17 protein-coding genes and 1 pseudogene are annotated in these 16,471 nt (G+C 67.0%); 10 read left to right on the top strand and 8 right to left on the bottom strand.

Annotated elements, in window-relative coordinates; genetic code table 11:
• Positions 1-43: 43 nt before the first annotated feature.
• The 3 genes from ACRAKI_RS06165 to ACRAKI_RS06155 are packed head-to-tail and all read right to left on the bottom strand — an operon-like array spanning position 44 to position 1,113.
• Positions 44-328: an AMED_5909 family protein gene (locus ACRAKI_RS06165; protein WP_447006074.1), complete on the bottom strand. Its 285-nt coding sequence runs from the start codon at positions 326-328 to the stop codon at positions 44-46.
• Entirely contained in the window at positions 325-636 is a 312-nt protein-coding gene (locus tag ACRAKI_RS06160) for a hypothetical protein (protein WP_447006073.1), read from the bottom strand. The genes ACRAKI_RS06165 and ACRAKI_RS06160 overlap by 4 nt, the downstream gene beginning before the upstream one ends.
• Positions 637-648: 12 nt before the next feature.
• A complete protein-coding gene (locus ACRAKI_RS06155; protein ID WP_447006072.1) occupies positions 649-1,113 on the bottom strand; it encodes a hypothetical protein in 465 nt (154 codons plus the stop codon).
• Positions 1,114-1,331: 218 nt separating this feature from the next.
• Here ACRAKI_RS06155 and ACRAKI_RS06150 point away from each other — a divergent pair, with 218 nt between their 5' ends.
• The 4 genes from ACRAKI_RS06150 (at position 1,332) to ACRAKI_RS06135 (ending at position 5,378) form a co-directional block, all read left to right on the top strand.
• Complete coding sequence (locus ACRAKI_RS06150) at positions 1,332-2,192, top strand: DUF5919 domain-containing protein (RefSeq protein ID WP_447006071.1); 861 nt, start codon at positions 1,332-1,334, stop codon at positions 2,190-2,192.
• On the top strand, positions 2,192-2,986 hold the full coding sequence (locus ACRAKI_RS06145) for an inositol monophosphatase family protein (RefSeq protein WP_447008347.1): 795 nt from the start codon (positions 2,192-2,194) through the stop codon (positions 2,984-2,986). The genes ACRAKI_RS06150 and ACRAKI_RS06145 overlap by 1 nt, the downstream gene beginning before the upstream one ends.
• Before the next feature lie 128 nt (positions 2,987-3,114).
• Positions 3,115-4,449 (top strand): AAA family ATPase, encoded by a 1,335-nt coding sequence (locus ACRAKI_RS06140; RefSeq protein ID WP_447006070.1) that lies wholly within the window; start codon positions 3,115-3,117, stop codon positions 4,447-4,449.
• A gap of 77 nt (positions 4,450-4,526) precedes the next feature.
• Entirely contained in the window at positions 4,527-5,378 is an 852-nt protein-coding gene (locus ACRAKI_RS06135) for a hypothetical protein (RefSeq protein ID WP_447006069.1), read from the top strand.
• A 573-nt stretch (positions 5,379-5,951) separates the two neighbouring features.
• On the opposite strand, the gene secD is transcribed toward ACRAKI_RS06135, so the two are convergent.
• The 3 genes from secD to ACRAKI_RS06120 are packed head-to-tail and all read right to left on the bottom strand — an operon-like array spanning position 5,952 to position 9,529.
• The gene (secD, locus tag ACRAKI_RS06130; RefSeq protein ID WP_447006068.1) at positions 5,952-8,147 is read right to left on the bottom strand and encodes a protein translocase subunit SecD; all 2,196 of its coding nucleotides are present in this window, start codon (positions 8,145-8,147) and stop codon (positions 5,952-5,954) included.
• A 38-nt stretch (positions 8,148-8,185) separates the two neighbouring features.
• Positions 8,186-8,515 (bottom strand): hypothetical protein, encoded by a 330-nt coding sequence (locus tag ACRAKI_RS06125; RefSeq protein WP_447006067.1) that lies wholly within the window; start codon positions 8,513-8,515, stop codon positions 8,186-8,188.
• A gap of 24 nt (positions 8,516-8,539) precedes the next feature.
• On the bottom strand, positions 8,540-9,529 hold the full coding sequence (locus ACRAKI_RS06120) for a tetratricopeptide repeat protein (protein ID WP_447006066.1): 990 nt from the start codon (positions 9,527-9,529) through the stop codon (positions 8,540-8,542).
• Positions 9,530-9,718: 189 nt separating this feature from the next.
• Here ACRAKI_RS06120 and ACRAKI_RS06115 point away from each other — a divergent pair, with 189 nt between their 5' ends.
• Entirely contained in the window at positions 9,719-10,189 is a 471-nt protein-coding gene (locus ACRAKI_RS06115) for a MarR family winged helix-turn-helix transcriptional regulator (protein ID WP_447006065.1), read from the top strand.
• Positions 10,190-10,246: 57 nt separating this feature from the next.
• On the opposite strand, the pseudogene ACRAKI_RS06110 reads toward ACRAKI_RS06115, so the two are convergent.
• A pseudogene (locus ACRAKI_RS06110) lies at positions 10,247-10,981 on the bottom strand (FAD-dependent oxidoreductase); the annotation flags it as partial.
• 175 nt (positions 10,982-11,156) lie between these two features.
• Between ACRAKI_RS06110 and ACRAKI_RS06105 the strand changes: the two are divergent.
• The 5 genes from ACRAKI_RS06105 (at position 11,157) to ACRAKI_RS06085 (ending at position 15,466) form a co-directional block, all read left to right on the top strand.
• Entirely contained in the window at positions 11,157-11,360 is a 204-nt protein-coding gene (locus ACRAKI_RS06105) for a hypothetical protein (protein WP_033438385.1), read from the top strand.
• 51 nt (positions 11,361-11,411) lie between these two features.
• Entirely contained in the window at positions 11,412-13,019 is a 1,608-nt protein-coding gene (locus ACRAKI_RS06100; protein WP_447006064.1) for an AMP-binding protein, read from the top strand.
• A gap of 236 nt (positions 13,020-13,255) precedes the next feature.
• A complete protein-coding gene (locus tag ACRAKI_RS06095) occupies positions 13,256-13,408 on the top strand; it encodes a hypothetical protein (RefSeq protein WP_447006063.1) in 153 nt (50 codons plus the stop codon).
• An 82-nt stretch (positions 13,409-13,490) separates the two neighbouring features.
• Positions 13,491-13,982 carry a PH domain-containing protein gene (locus tag ACRAKI_RS06090; RefSeq protein ID WP_447006062.1) on the top strand — a complete coding sequence of 164 codons (492 nt, stop codon included), beginning with the start codon at positions 13,491-13,493 and terminating at the stop codon, positions 13,980-13,982.
• A complete protein-coding gene (locus ACRAKI_RS06085) occupies positions 13,979-15,466 on the top strand; it encodes a PH domain-containing protein (protein WP_447006061.1) in 1,488 nt (495 codons plus the stop codon). The genes ACRAKI_RS06090 and ACRAKI_RS06085 overlap by 4 nt, the downstream gene beginning before the upstream one ends.
• On the opposite strand, the gene ACRAKI_RS06080 is transcribed toward ACRAKI_RS06085, so the two are convergent.
• Entirely contained in the window at positions 15,463-16,434 is a 972-nt protein-coding gene (locus ACRAKI_RS06080) for a GlxA family transcriptional regulator (protein WP_447006060.1), read from the bottom strand. The genes ACRAKI_RS06085 and ACRAKI_RS06080 overlap by 4 nt on opposite strands.
• Positions 16,435-16,471 lie beyond the last annotated feature (37 nt).

The raw sequence follows: 16,471 nt of genomic DNA, 5'->3' as shown, positions 1-16,471 counted from the left end.
CCGGACAGCGCCCACACTCCACAACCGCTGCGACGGATCGGGCCTACTCACAGGCCCCACCTCCGCCGTTCGCGCCAGCGTCCAGGGCACGGGTGATCTCCTCGCCCTTCTCCCGCTCACGCGTCGCCCAGTACAGCGCTTCGTGATGGTGCCCCCGGTCGACCTCAGCGACCCGGCGGTAGACCTCGGCCGACCGCAGGTAGAACTCCCGCCAGACGTCCTGCGCCGCATCGGCAGCCGGGAACAACTTGCCCAGCACCTCATGCGCGTCCTTGAGCGTGCTCACCGCCTTGGCCACGGCCCACAGATCCTTCTGCCGTTGCTTCACGACTGCTCACCCGCCTCAACGGGAGCGTGAACGTGATGGGCACCGGACACCTGCCCACCGCCCGCGATCCGCTCGTTGACGTCCGCCTGGTGATCGAACGTCTCAGCCGCGTGCAGCGCCGCCGCCTTCGCCCACCACGGCGTGCTGTCCAGGGCAGCGAGCTGCCGCCACAGCCACGCCACCCGCCGATAGGTCGGGCCGATCCGGGCCGCAGCCGCCGGGTCATCCGCCGCGACGTACCGGTTGGCCTCGTGCGCGTCGGTGTAGCTCCGGTACGCCGCCTGCCACTGGGCGACCAACAGTTGCATCTCAACCACGGCTCACGCGGCCTTGGTGTCGGCGCTGCCACCGGTCGGCTTGGCCCCGGCCGGAGCTGAACCCGTCGACCTGCCCGCAGCCCGGAACCCGGTGGCCCGGAAGAGGAACGACTGGTACTTGAACTCCCCGTTGCCCGCGACCCTGGGCTCAGCCGTCAGCCCGTCCAACTCCACCGGCCGCATCCCCGGCAACACCTCACCCGTGGTCGGCACCGGCTGAACGTCACCCAACAAGGTGATCTCGAAGCTCTTGCGCTTGGCGTTGGGCTCGTGCGGGCCGGTGACCGTCACCTTCCACTGACGCTTGCCCGTCGCCTCGTCCACCCGCTGACGCACCGGCCGACCGGCCGCCTTCTCCTCCCGCGTCTGGTACTCGACGTCCGGCATGACCTCCCCGACCATCACCAGGCCCTGAGGGAACGCGTCATCGAACGAGATCGGGAACCGGTACCCCTTGCTGATCGCCATCGGTGTCAACTCCTCTGACTGGGGCCGCTCTTGCGCGGCTTACCCATCCAGGGTCGGTGGCCATTGGTCCCGTCACAGGTCCGCCGTAGTCTCACCTGCCGCACGCCTACCGCGTGTCGCACTCAACTAGTCTCGTCTTGGTCTCGTCTTGGTGCTAGCCTCGACCGAACGCACTACGCGGGGGAGGCCACATGGCCACAGAGTCAACACTGTTGAGAGTGCTGCTCAGGCAACGCCACATGCAGGGCTACCGCACCTTCTGCAAGGAGTACGACCGCGTCGCCAAGCAGCTAGACACCGACTTGATCGGCAAGTACCCGAGCAAAGCCCAGTTCTACCGCTGGCTGTCCGGCGACCTACTCGGCCTGCCCTACGCCGACCACTGCCGCATCCTCGAAAAGATGTTTCCCGGCTGGACCGCCGAACAACTCCTCACCCCACACGAAGGCGACACCGACAGCCTCATCACCCCACCGCAGCGAACTGCGGCTTCCACCCACCCGGTCCCGCGCCCGGTCCAGATGCCCCAACAGGCCCGCCTGGCCGACGTCACCGCCGTCTACCCCAGCCGCTCAGAGTTCCTGCACAACGTCACCCCACGCGACCTGTTCGAAGGCGCACAAGAGATCCACATCGCGGGCCTGTCCCTCAACGTCCTCTGTCAGCAGTACTCCGACAAAGCCCTACTCGACTCCATCGAGACCGGCACCACCATCAAAGCCCTATTCCTCGACCCCAACGGCCACAACATCACCGCCCGCGAACACGAGGAAGGCCTACCGGAAGGCCACCTCTCCATGCTCACCCGCCTCAACATCGAAGCCCTACGCCGAGTCGGCGCGAAGATCTCGCCGGATGCGCGCGGGCAGCTCGACATCCGCGTCTACGACGAACCGATCCGCTACAACATCCTCATCACCGACCAGGCGAAGTGCATAGTCCAGCCCTACTTGCCCGACGCCCGAGGCGTCGAATCCCCTACGCTCGTGATCGAGAAGGACGACGCCGCACCTGGCCTGTTCGCCACCTTCTCCCAGGTGTTCGACTCCATGTGGAACCGCGCAAAGGAGACCGCGTGATGCGGCCACTCGACCAGTTGGCGGACATCGCACAAAAAGCCGTAGCCATCGGCAATAGCCTCATCAAGAATACCCGCCCGCAGACCGTCACCGAGAAATCCGACCGCGACACCTACACCGATGTTGATGTGCGGATTGAAAGAAGGGTGCGCGCCTATTTGGTCGAAGCTACCCCCGAAATTGCATTCATTGGAGAAGAAGAGGGGGACCAAAGCCGGGTTGTTAGCAGAGAATTCGCGTGGGTACTGGACCCAATCGACGGAACGTCCAATTTCGTGCACGGGGTACCACTTTGCGGAGTTTCCCTGGCGCTAATGAAGGACAATCAAACCGTTGCCGCCGCAGTTGCATTGCCCTACTTTGATCTCATTTATTCTGCCGCCAAAGGGTGCGGAGCATTCGCAAATGGCACTCGCATTGAAGTGAGCAACACAGCGTCGCTGTCTAAGTCCATCGTCGCACTAGGTGATTACGCTATTGGGAATAGGGCGGTTGAGAGAAACGGGATACGAGTAGCTGTAACCGCGTCGCTCGCCAACATCGTGGAAAGAATTCGAATGTTTGGCTCAGCCGCGCACGATCTAGTTTGGCTCGCAGAGGGCCGCATTGACGCTGCCGTGATGCTTTCGAACAACACACTCGATGTTGCAGCTGGAGTCCTCATCGCCAAAGAGGCCGGTGCGGAAGTTTGTGATATATACGGTGATCCGCACGATGCTTCATCAAATTCGACGGTCGTGACAACAAAAGCCTTGAAAGATGAGCTGCTGCAAGTTATTCAGTCAGCCCTATGAAGTGGTCCAGCAGTGTCCATCTATGGTTAGCCACCTCAGAGCATTCTGGAGACGGCCTTCCTGCTGCTTGATTGCAGATGTGTTCAGGCCTCTTCGCGGGAACGTCATCGATAGACTAGTATGCACCCGTGACACTATCAGGAGGCTTGCGCGGTATCATCGTAAGGCAACTCTTCGGGCTGCGCGATTATGAGATCGAAGTAGAAGCTCAGCATCCTACGGTGCTTACTGGAGCTAACGGTACCGGCAAATCCACAGTGCTGAAGCTTGTGAACGCAGTTTCATCTGGCGATATGTCAACCATGCTGTCAGCCCCACTCGCTGGATTCGAGCTGCATTTCAATGATATTCCTCCATTTATCTTGAATCGGCTTCCCAGTGACAGGGGAATCGAAATCGAGTGGGGACCATACTCGGACGTGGTCAAACCGCTCACGATACCGGGAGACATCCCGGACTGGGCGGTTGACGTGTTGAGCAATCCTCTTGTGACTTACAAGAAAATGGAGGAATTGCTCTCAGAAGCCGCGAGAGCCGCTGGAGTTAGGTTCGCCGATTTCAGGGCACTGACGCGATCACTTCGCCTATCTGGCAGAACGGACGAGATCGTTGAGCCGCCGGACTGGCTTACTACTCTAAGTGAACAGTTTCCAGTTCTGTTCATTACTGACCAACGTTTGGTCGTAGAGTCGAAGGCGGCACCCTCCTCTTCTAAATCAGACACGGTACGTCTGTCCAGGTTGGCCGTCGAAGCCGCAAGTTCGGATATTGCAAACCGAATGCGACACCTGGACTCCGTTTATGCACGTTCATCGCAAATGCAGGACCGCAGTTTTCCTCGTGACGTAATAAATGCGATGAGCCAAGCGGATGACATATCTTTGGAAACTCTGCAAGAGCTTCTCTTCGAAGTCGACTCCCGACGCGAAAGTTTGCGTGCAGTAGGTCTACTCGACATTGATAGGGATATCGAGCCAGACCTGACAACTGAGAGTTTGAACCAGCAGCACGTTCGACCAGTTATCGCCGCATTCCTCCGATCTACGATCAAAAAGTTGGAGGTTTTGGAAGACCTGTCGAAGAAGTTGCGAATTTTCAAGGCGTTCCTTGACGAACGTTTTGCTCAAAAAACAATGACCTTGAACCGGCAGGACGGGTTTAAATTCGAGTTGAGCAACGGCTCTTCTATAACTCCAGGGCAGCTAAGTTCCGGAGAGCAGCAGATGCTTGTTCTTGCATATGAGATACTTTTTCGTGCGCGTGAAGGAACGCTCGTAATCGTGGATGAGCCTGAGATTTCGTTGCATGTCTTGTGGCAAGATACGCTAATTGACAATTTGACAAGCATGGGCGAGGCTAACAATATTCAATTCCTGATGGCCTCTCACTCACCCGTTCTCCTTGGCGCTCACCCCGAACTGGAGCGATCACTGGACCAGGTGGGCCGGGTGGTTCAGGAATGAGTTTCTATCCGAGCCCTGCTTCGTTTGTTCAGTCGATACGCCAGCGAAGAAGGGCTCTTCCTCCGCATATTCCGATCGTGATCGTTGAAGGCGCTACGGATAAACGTGCGCTCTTCCCATTCCTTGCAAGTAATGTTCAAGTGATTCCAGCCGGCAGTTCCAGTCAAGTGATCCGCACCTACAGAGATTTGGAAGTGCCGCTACGTGACGGCGTTCTATTCATTCTTGATTGCGACGGCAAAGTCGATCCAGACCTCAAAGGGAATCGCGACTTAGTAATAACTAAAAATCGCGATCTAGAGGCCGATCTTTTAATTGAGCTCAAGGCTCTTCATCGCGTCGCATTTGAACTCCTGGCCTTGGATTCGAACGATCCGAAAGAATTGTCCAAGAAAACCGAAGAGACGCTGCACGTCGCGGTTGAGATTGCATCGAATCTAGGTATAGCACGATTGGCCGCTAATGAACTAAGTCTGCCTACACGCATTGTCGATCGAAAAACGCAGAAGCGGAGGAAATTTCGCTTCTCGGACCTGCAACGACCAAGATCACGTGCTGATTTATTGTCGTTTGATTTCGAAAAAGCCGCAAACGAGATTTGCTCTTTGGTTGCCTGGAGTGTTAATGACACTAAAAATGTGCTAACTCTTGCCAGTCGGGGAAAACTCAAACGTTGCAGACGGCACGGCAGTCGTGAATGCGTGTCGTGTAAACAGATGTCTTTTTGCAACGGGCACGACTTGGTCGATGCTCTTGTTGTGGTTCTCAATGTACTTCATGGGGTTACTCTTCCCGTATCGGTGTTTGACAGAATGTTACGGGTATCTGCCGATCGTTCGTCAGTGCAGCATTGGGAGGTATTCAGGCGAATTAAAGCTTGGGAGAGTGCTTCAAAAATTCCGGTAGCGGATGTTGGCGAAGTTTCCTAACAGTTCGTTGCCGAATTTGGCTATAGGTGATCAAGGCGCGCCGCCTGTGGCGGCGCGTGCAGGGTCCGGCGCACGTGGGCACCGACTCCCGCATCACGGCACGCCGGGCTCCCGCTTCGCTCGGCCCGTCGGCCGTGCGCGGAGCCGGTGCACGTGGTCGAGGAGCGGCGCGCCAACAGGGAGGCCGCGACTACAAGCAGCTCCAGAACGACATCGGTCGGGACGATCGCGCGGTCACGTGGCTTGGTCGAGCTGGGCACGGCGATCGGCTGCCGCGACGGCTTCGCCGCCTTGCCGTCGAGAAGGCCATCGGCGATGAGCACCAGGCCCAAGATGCACGACGGGCGCTGTCCCTGACGCGTCGTTCGCATCAAGGGCAGCGCCCGTGTGGTGATCAACTTTCAGGCCGTCACCAGGCCGTACAACGTCGGGCGTCACCAGAACCGCCGAGAACTAACGAGATGGTTCGCGCTGGTCAGAGGCGTTCCTAGTCCGAAGAGGACTGGTCAGCCAGGACAGCACTCAGAAGATCTCGTTCTGGTACGTGGCGAATCCGGTCATGCGTTCACCTTGCTATACGGTCGCCCGTTTCGGGAGCCGGCGGTTCGCCGGTGACAGACCGCTCTCCAGGGCGATCGCCACCGGTGCGGCGGTCAGGATGGTGGATGTTGTGCCGGCCACCAGGCCGATCAGCAGAGCGGTGGCGAAGTCGGCCAGGGAGCCGTCGCCCAGGAACAGGAGGGCGGCCAGGACGAACAGCACGCCGATTCCCGTGTTGACGGTTCGCGGCAGGGTTTGGAGCACTGCTGAACTCATCACCTCGGGGAACGGCGCACGTGTCTTCCGCAGTTCGCGCACTCGGTCGAATACCACCACCGAGTCGTTCACCGAATAACCGATGACGGTCAGCAAGGCGGCCAGGAACACGGCGTCCGCGGTCTTGCCCAGCCACGCGAAAAGACCGATCAGCACCATCACATCCGTCACCAGAGCCACCACCGTGGCTACGCCCAGCCGCCAGTCGAACCGCACCGCGAGGTACAGGAGCTGCGCCGCCACCGCGATGGCCAGTGCGATCAACGCGTTGCGCCGCAGCTCCGACCCCAGGCTCGGCCCGATCAGGTCGTTGCTCACCTGCTCCGCCCCACCGGTCGCGCGGTCGACCGCTTCACCGAGCCGCACGGCGGCGGCAGAGTCGATCGGGCCGGTGCGCACGGAGATGCCATCCGAGCCGGAGGTCACCACTACGGCATCGGCGAAGCCTGCGGACGCCAACTCCGCCCGCACCTTGGCGGCGTCCACGGAGGACGCGGTGAACTCCAGCATCCGGCCGCCGGTGAACTCGACGCCCAGCGACAGACCGCGCACGAACAAGCCGGCGACCGCCGCCAGCAGCACCAGGCCTGCCGCGAGCAACCAGCGCTCGGGCCGGCGGAACAAGGTGATCCCCCGTGCGGTCAGCCACGTGCGAACCCGACCGAGCGAATGGAGGCCGCTCCAGGACGGACGTCGTGACAGCAGGGGCATGACCAGGTGCAACAGCACGCGGCTGAGCACCAGCGCGCTGAACAGCGACGCCAGCACACCGATCGACAGCGTGACGCCGAACCCCTTCACCGGACCGGTCGCCAGCCAGAACAGCAGACCCGCCGCCAGCAACGTCGTCACGTTCGAGTCCGCGACCGCGCTCAACGCCCCGCGGAACCCCTCGTCCACCGAACGGGGCAAGCGCTTGCGCCGCGCGAACTCCTCCCGCGCCCGTTCGAACACCAGCACGTTCGCGTCCACCGCCATACCGATGGCCAGCACGAACCCGGCCAACCCAGGCAACGTCAGCGTGGCGCCGATCGCCAGCATCGCCGCGTACGCCAACGCCGCGTAACCACCCAGCGCCAGCACCGCCACGAGCCCCGCCAACCGGTACACGAAGATCAGGAACAGCCCGGTCAACGCCACGCCGATGATGGCCGCACGGGCACTGGCCTCGATCGCCTCCGCGCCGAGCGTCGGCCCGACCGTCCGCTGCTCCACCACCTCCACCGGCACCGGCAGCGCGCCGGACCGGATCACCAGCGCCAGCTCCGCCGCCTCGGCCTGCGCGAACTGCCCGGTGATCGACGTGCTGCGACCGATCATGCCGGTGCCGCACACCGTCGACACGTCCACCTGCGGCGCGGAGACGACCTCGTCGTCCAGCACGAACGCGATGCGCCGCCGGGGGTCACCCGACGGTGAGCACGCGGCCTCGGCGGTCGCCTTCTGCCACGCCTGCGGGGCGTCGCCCTGGAAGTCGACGCCGACCAGGTAGCCGGCGCCCTGCGGGTTGGGCGTCGCACGGGCGTCCTCGATGCCGTCACCGGTCATCACGACGCCGCCGAGGCTGACCGCGTCACCCTCCGGCGTGGGCACGTCACCGAGCCCGGTCACCGGCCGGACCTGGAGCTGGGCGGTGCGGCCGAGCACTTCGACGGCCTCCGTCGGGTCCTGGAGGCCGGGCAGTTCCACCACGATCCGGTGCTCGCCGGACCGCGCCAGCACGGGCTCGGTCACGCCGAGTTCGTCGACCCGGCGGCGCAGCACCTCCATCGCGCGGTCGGTGGCTTCGGAGGTGGCTTCGGACGGGGTTTCCAACACGAGCTGGGTGCCGCCGCGCAGGTCGAGACCGAGGCGCGGTTGCACGGTGAGCAGGGTGGACGTGGACGCGGCGAGCACACCGAGGGCGAGCAGCCCACGGATGAACAGCGCTCGCCGCGCGCTGGAGCGCGGCATGGTGAAGAGACCTCCGGACGAGGGTGAACGGTGTGGGTTCAGCTACCGGAGGTCGAGGGCGGTGCGCGTTCGCCGAGCGGGGTCTGGCCGTTCCGCTCGGGGGTGCGGTGGGTCGGGTCGACGACGTCCACCCGCACCGGCGGCGCGGGCGTGACGTGCACGGCGGGCTGGACGCCGTCCAGCGGTTGACCCAGGTGGACCTGCACCGGGTGCACGGCGTTCGCGCCGCGAGTGGCGGTGCCGGGTTGGTGGGTGCCGTCCACGGGCGCCGAGATGGCGACGAGGTCACCGGGCGCGGCCGGAGCGGGGCCGGACACGACGAAACCCGCGATCAACGCCAGGATCGCGAGCAGCGCGCGTCGGGTCATCGGCCCCCCTTCCCGGTGTCCAGGTTAGCGATCGCCGGCCAGAACCACGACGGCTCCGCCGAGCAGTGCGCACAGCCAGGCGATCGTCAGCGGCAGCATCGTCGTCGCACCGAGGAGGAGGGCCACCGTCCAGCCCGTCAGCACGAGCACGGACAGCGCGAACGACACGGCGACCACGGCGATCTTCGGCCGGTGCCGGGGCAGCCGGAGCACCGCGGACCGCACTCGCCGTGCCCGCAGCAGGAGCAGCCCCACGACCCCCAGGCAGGCGACGACCAGGAGACCGGTGAACCAGCCGAGCACCGGCGTCGGCTTCGGCATGCCCGCCAGCAGGAGCAGCAACCCGCCCGCGACCAGCATCGCGGCGAGCCGTGACAACGTGGGCCACACCAGGACGTGCGCGGCGTGCAGCGCTTCGCTCGACGGCGGCGGGATGGGCGCGCCGCCCCGCTTGCGCCGCACGGTGGCGAGGTTCGCCCGCACGTCGTCGTCACCGGGGTCGAGGCGCAACGCGGTCCGGTAGGCGCGTTCGGCCATGCCCCAGTCCCGCGCCCGCAGGGCGGCGTCACCGAGCACCTGGAACGCACGGGCCTCGGTCGGGGCGAGGTGCGTCGCCTCCCACGCGACCTCCACCGCCTCCCGCAGCCCCTGCGGCGTGGCCGCCAGCACCTCCGCGAGCACCACCTGGCACCGCCAGTCACGCGGCTTGCGGCGCACGCACTCCCGTGCCGCGACGACCGCTTCGGTGTGCCGCCCGAGTTCGCTCAACGCCAACGCGGTCAGCCGCTGGGCCCACGCGTGATCACCGTTGAGGACGAGCGCCCGCTTCGCCGCGTCCAGGGCCGGGTCGGGTTCGCCGGCGTCGAGGTAGGCGGCGGCCAAGCGGCACCACGCCTCGCCGTGCAGCGGATCGACCGCGAGGGCGGGCTGGAGGAGTTCGATGGCCTTGCGCGGCAGACCGAGAGCGGTCAACTCGGCGGCGCGCACCACGGCCGCCGCGATCGACTGGGGCATCGCACCTCCCGGACCTCGCCGACCAGTGTGGCAGTCCGGAGAAGCCTCCCCGAGCGGGTGACGGGCCGACCCCTCGACAGCCCGTCGCCCCGGGGAGAGAACTTCCCAGTCGAGAACGTATTGGCGACAGCGTTCCGCGTCAAGATGTTCTCAAGTGAGAATATCTTGGTACTGACGTATGATCCGCTCATGGACGCCTCGGCCGACCCCGTGTGCGAGTTCCGCGCGAGCCTCAACTGGCTGCTGCACCGGGCGGCGCAGAAGTTGGGCACGGTCGCGCAGGAAGCGGCGGGGCGGCACGGGATCACCACGCGCGGGCAGATCGTGCTGACCGCACTGGCCGGCGAGCGGTCCGAGCGCACCCAGCTCGCCCTCGGCCACGCGCTCGGCCTGGACAAGACCACGCTCACCGCCGAGCTGGACCGGCTGGAACGCGCCGGCCTGATCGTGCGGCAGCCCGACCCGCACGACCGGCGCGTGCGCGTGCCGGTGATCACCGGGGAGGGCAGGGTGGTGCAGGCCGAGGTCGAGAAGCTGCACCACGCGGTGGAGCGCGACTTCATCGCCGACCTCGACCCGCAGGAGGCCAAAGCCCTGCGCGCGCTGCTGGAACGCCTGATCGCGTCCGACCACCGCCCCGACAGCGGCTCCTGCCTCTAGGAGAGGTCCGCCTCTGGGCCAAGTTTGCCTCTGGGCCAAGTTTGCCTCTGGGTGCATGCCCAGGTCGTACTGGTCGGTGAAGAAGTACGGCGAGGTCACGTACGGCTCGTGCCCTCCCAGCACCGTGCCCGCCACGTGCGCGCCCCGGTCCCTTGGCGTTCGCCCAGTGCTCGACCGGGACCCGTCGCCCGTAGCGGGGGTGGTCGTGCGCGGCGATGTCTCCGACCGCGAAGACGTCCGGCGCGGACGTGCGCAGTGCAGGTCGCGGAACACCTCCCCCATCCGCGGCCCCAGGACGCGGCGCAGCGGCAGGTCGACCGGGTCGACCACGGTCACCGGTGCGCCGTGCCGCGGCGGCCACCTCGCAGCCGATCCACCCCGCGCCGACGACGACCACTTCCGCGCCATCTGTCAACGCCGCGTGCAACGGCAGCGAGTCGTCGACGGTGCGCAACGTGCGCAGACCTGGCAGCTCTCCACCCGGGACGGCCAACCGACGCGGTGTCGAGCCGGTCGCCAGGATCAGCCGATCGTACGAATGCGTTGCACCGGTCGAATCGACCGCAGCTCGATTCGGCCCTTTTCGTAGAATTCAGGCTCGCGCACGGGGTGTGGCGAGTCGGTGTCGCCGAGCAACAACTCCTTGGACAGCGCGGGGAGTTCGTACGGCTGGTGCGCTTCCCGGCCGAAGACGACCACGTCACCGGTGTAGCCTCGTTCCCGCAACGCTCCCGCGGCGGAGGCACCGGCCAGGCCCGATCCGATTATCACGATCCGTTGCCGTTCAGCCATTTTCACGCCCTTCCAGGTGACTGGAGTGACTACCGCGTGCGACGCTATCGATAGCTCGGCACGGTCGCCCGGTGGGAATTCTCCCGTCATGGCACCAGCCCGCGTGCGTCTCCACCTCATGAGCGCCCGGATTGGCCCGAGCGCCCCAGGTCGAGACAGTGGGAGGTTGGGGGCCGTGAACACTGGCAAGGAGTGGCAGATCTCGTGCCGCGACATCGCGTCACGTCGCCGCGACATGACGGTTTTCGTCAGCCAGGGGCACGTCGTGGTGACGGTGCCGCCGGGTGAGGCGGCCGTCCTGACCCCGTTAGAGGTGGGCCGCCTGCGGGCGGCTCTGCGCGACGCCGTCGTGAACGCGTCGGGCACACCGGAGCACTGAGTCCCGCCCACAGTCTTCCTACTGACGGGTAGGTAGTGCGAGGATCGGGACGTGACTACCTACTCCGGCATCGGCGCGACGGCCTTGAACCGAGTGGTGGGAGTGCTGCGCGCGGTGGCGACGCTGGTTCGCGTCGGTGTCGTGCGCCCGATGGGGCCGGTGCGCTTGCTCGGCGTGCTGGACGCCTACCTGAAGTGGGGCCTCACGCTCGCGTTCGGCTTCGCGACCGGAGCCGCCCGGCACCCGGACCGACCCGCGATCATCGACGACGGCGGCACGCTCACCTACGCCGACGTGGACGAACGCACCACCCGGCTGGCGCACGGGCTGCACGACCTCGGCGTGCGGGCCGGGTCGAAGGTCGCGGTGCTGTGCCGCAACCACCGCGGTTTCCTGGAGACGGTGACCGCGTGCGGGAAGCTCGGCGCGGACAGCGTGCTGCTCAACACGGGGTTGAGCGCGGGCCAGATCGCGACCGTGCTGCGCGAGCAGGACGTGACCGTGGTCGTCGCCGACACCGAGTTCCGCGGCCTGCTGGCCCACGCGCCGCGCAAGGTCCGCCGCGTGATGGCGTGGGTGGACGGCGCCACCAAGAGCAGGACGCTGGAAGAGCTGATCACCGGCTCGCCCGCCACGCCACTGCCCGGACGTCCGCCGCGCGGCCGGATGATCGTGCTGACCTCGGGCACCACGGGCGCGCCCAAGGGCGCCCGGCGACCGGAACCGGCCAGCCTCACGCCCGCGGCCGCGTTGCTGTCCCGGATCCCGCTGAGAGCCGGTGACCGGTTCTCCGTGGCGGCGCCGCTGTTCCACACGTGGGGCCTGGCCGCGGTCCAGATCGGACTGGTGCTCGGCGCGACCCTGGTGCTGCGCCGCAGGTTCGACCCGGCGCTGACCGCCGCCGACGCGCGCGAACACCGCTGCGACGCGCTGTTCGTCGTTCCCGTGATGCTGCAACGCCTCCTCGACCTGGGCGAACGCCTGCCGGGCCTGCGCGTCGTCGCGTCCAGCGGCTCGGCGTTGCCGCCGGCGGTGGCGCGGCGGTGCCTGCGGGACCTCGGACCGGTCCTCTACAACCTGTACGGCTCCACCGAGGTGTCCTGGGTGAGCATCGCCCGGCCGGACGAGTTGGCCCGGCACCCGGACACCGCCGGTCGGCCGCCGTTCGGCACCCGGCTGGAAATCCTGGACGACGAGGGCCGTGCGGTGCCCGCGGGCGCCACCGGCCGGATCTTCGTGGCCAACGAGATGCTGTTCGACGGCTACACCGACGGCGCCGGCAAAGAGGTCCGCGACGGCCTGATGTCGACCGGTGACGTCGGCTACCGAGACCACTCCGGCCTGCTGTTCGTGGCCGGCCGGGACGACGAGATGATCGTCTCCGGCGGCGAGAACGTCTACCCGCTCGAGGTCGAGGACCTGCTCTCGGGTCTGGCCGGGGTGCGTGAAGTGGCCGTGGTGGGCGTGCCGGACGAGCAGTTCGGCCAACGGCTCGCCGCGTACGTGGTGCGCGAGGAGCCGGGGGTGCCGGACGAGGACGCGGTGCGTGAGCACGTGCGCGCCAACCTGGCGAAGTTCTCCGTGCCGCGCGAGGTCGTGTTCCTCGACACCCTGCCGCGCAACGAGACGGGGAAGGTGCTGAAGCGGGACCTGCCGTGACTGCCTCCGAACAGCCCAGTCACCTCCCGTCGCCGGGCTCGTTGACGGTAGTGGCAGGGCGGCCCGGGGTGACCGCTCCAGGAGGTATCGCCTGGTTGGCCTAGTCACAAGTGGGGTGATGACCGTGATGACCCCTGTGTGCCATGCTCCGCTTGGACGCCTCCGGGCGTCCGCTGCGGACCGGACCCGGCTCCCCCCTGCCGACGAGAGCCGCTACGAATGAACGGAGTTCGACGATGGTTGTGCACTCCCTGCACAAGATCTTGGCCGCGCTGGCCGTCTGCGCCGGTCTCGCGGTCGTCGTGGGCGTGCCCGTCGCCGCTGTCGCCGTCCAGGGCGAGAGCGTCGTGGCCGAGGCCTTCCAGGCGCCGTACATGATCCAGCCGTGAGGCGTGCCGTGCGGTCGTGACGCAGTTCTCAGGGTCGGGGCTCCCCCGCACGCGGCGCCGGGCTTGAGGCACAGTGGACGGCGTGAGCAGCGAAGTGTTGCGCCTGCGTGCGCCGCGGCACCAGGTGAGCCGCAAGTCGATCACCCTCTGGACCCTGCACGCGTTGATCGGGTGGACGGTGCTGCTGGTGCCGCAAGCCGTCGTCCTGATCTTCGCCGCTACCCCGCTGCAGGTCACCGCCGCGATCGCGACCCTGGTGGTCGGGACCGCGCACACGCTGGTGATGCCGCGATGGCGGTACCGGGTGCACCGCTGGGAGGCCACCCCGGACGCGGTGTACACGCTGGCCGGCTGGCTGAACCAGGAGTGGCGCATCGCGCCCGTCTCGCGCATCCAGACCGTGGACACCAAGCGCGGCCCGCTGCAACAGCTGCTCGGCCTGTCCACCGTCACCGTGACCACCGCGTCGGCGGCAGGTCCCGTGTCCATCGAGGGCCTGGACCACGATGAGGCGGTGCGGCTGGCGGACGAGCTGACCACCACCACCCAGGCCACTCCGGGCGACGCCACATGACCCCCGAACTGCCCTCCGCGCCCGAGTACGTCGAGCCGGTGGTGGACTGGCACCGGCTGGACGTGCGCATGCTCGTCGTCCGCCCGCTGAACGAGATGGTGGGCCTGATCCCGCTGTTCATCGGCCTGCTGGTGCTCGGCAAGGGCGAGACGTGGCGGTTCCTGGCCAGCGGCGGCGTGATCGTGGCGATCGTGGTGTTCGGCCTGCTGCGCTGGATCACCACCCGGTACCGGATCACCACGGAGCAGGTCGAGCTGCACACCGGCCTGTTCGTGCGCAAGCGCCTGGCAGTGCCGCGCGACCGGATCAGGACCGTCGACCTCACCGCGAAGCTCGGGCACCGGCTGTTCGGGCTGTCCGCGATCCGGGTCGGCACCGGGCAGCGCGACCAACCCGGTGAGGACGGCCTGACGCTGGACGCGGTGTCGTCGGCCGAGGCGGAGCGGCTGCGCGTGCTGCTGCTCACCATCGCGAAGGCGGAGACGCCGACCGAGGCCGTCGAGGAACGACCGGGCGCCGTGCTGTCCAAGTGGGACAACCGGTGGCTGCGGTACGCGCCGTTGACGCTGTCCGGTCTGGTGGCGGCCGGTGCGCTGTTCGGCTTCGTGATGAACTTCGCGCGGGAGCTGGACATCGAGGTGCTGGACCCGATGACGGAGGCCGCCCACTGGGTCGTGGAGCAGCCGATCGCGTTGACCGTCGCGCTGTTCGCGGGTGTGGTGCTGGTGGTCGCCGTCCTCGGCTCGGTGCTGGTGTACGTCGTGCAGTTCTGGGGCTACCAGCTGACCCGTGAGCCGGACGACACCGTCCGGGTGCGTCGCGGGCTGCTCACCACGCGCTCGGTTTCCGTTGCGGAGCAACGACTCCGGGGCGTCGAGCTGGTCGAACCGCTGCTGCTGCGGGCCGGGCGCGGCGCGCACGCCAAGACCGTGACCACCGGCCTGGGTCGCAAGGGCGAGAGCAACCTCCTGCTGCCGCCCGCGCCGGTCGCCGAAGCCCACCACGTGTCGGCGGAGGTGCTGCGGCAGGCCGAGTCGCCGACGCGGACCCCGCTGCGCCGCCATCCCGTGGCCGCGCTGCGCCGCCGGATGGTGCGCGCCGTGGTGCCGTTGCTGGTGCTCGCGGCGGTGCTGCCGTGGTTCGCGCCGAGCTGGACCTGGCAGGTGGTGCTGGCGCTGGTGCCGTTCTCCGCCGCACTGGGCTGGGACCGCTACCGCTCGCTCGGCCACGCGCTGACCGAGCGCTACCTGCTCGCCCGCGCGGGATCGGCGATCCGGGAAACCGTTGCGCTGCAACGCACCGGCATCATCGGCTGGCGCGTCTCACGCTCGTTCTTCCAGCGCCGCGCGGGCCTGGTCACGATCTCCGCCACCACCGCCGCCGGTGACGGGGCGTACCACGTGATCGACGTGGGGGAGGCGGACGGGCTGGTGCTGGCCGACGAGGCGGTGCCCGGTTTGTTGCGGCCGTTCCTGGAGCGCTAGACCACCGAGCGGAACGTGGTGCGGTAGACGCTGGGCGCCACGCCGAGCGTCGCGCTCATCTGCTGCCGCAGCGCCGCGCCCGTGCCGAAACCGGACCGCCGGGCCACCTGGTCGACGGGCAGGTCGGTCGTCTCCAGCAGGTGACGGGCCCGCTCGACGCGCTGCTGCGTGATCCACTTCGCCGGGCTCACACTCGTCTCCTCGCGGAACCGGCGGGTGAACGTGCGCACGCTCATCCGCACGTGGGCGGCCAGGGCGCGCAGTTCCAGCGGCTCGTCGAGGTGTTCCAACGCCCACGCGCGGGCCGGGGCGGTGGACGTGTCGGCTTCGTCCGGGATCGGGCGGACGATGTACTGCGACTGGCCACCCGGCCGCCACGGCGGCACGACGCACCGGCGGGCGGCGAGGTTGGCGATCCGGCTGCCGTGGTCGTGCCGGACGACGTGCAGGCAGAGGTCCACGCCCGCGCCGACGCCGGCCGACGTGAGGACGTCGCCCTCGTCCATGAACAGCACGTCCGGGTCGAGGTCGACCTCCGGGAACAGCGCGCGGAAGTTGTCGGCGTGCGCCCAGTGCGTGGTGGCCCGGCGGCCGTCCAGCAGACCGGCGGCGGCCAGCACGAACGCGCCCGTGCAGATCGACATCATCCGCGCGCCCCGGTCCGCCGCCGCGCGCAGGGCTTCCAGCACCGGCGGCTCCAGCGTGCCGTCCTCCAGCACCCGCGCGCCGTAGTGCACGCCCGCCACGACCACCGTGTCCGCTTCGACCAGCAGCTCCAGGCCGTGGTCGGGGACGAGGGTGAAGTCCGCCGACGTGCGCACCGGGCCGTCCGGCGTGCAGATGCGGACCCGGTAGAACCGCCGATCGTCCTCGTCGCGGGCGGCGTTGAAGATCTGCGTCGGCGTGCCGAGGTCGAACGTCACGACCTCGTCCAGCGCGAGCACGGCGACCTGGTGACGGCGGTCCATGGCCGGATTCTTGCACATGATGGCCATTGAGCCACTT

The sequence above is a fragment of the Saccharothrix isguenensis genome (assembly GCF_052936305.1).
Note: the sequence above shows the minus strand (reverse complement) of the source record. Positions and strands in the feature narration are given on the sequence as shown.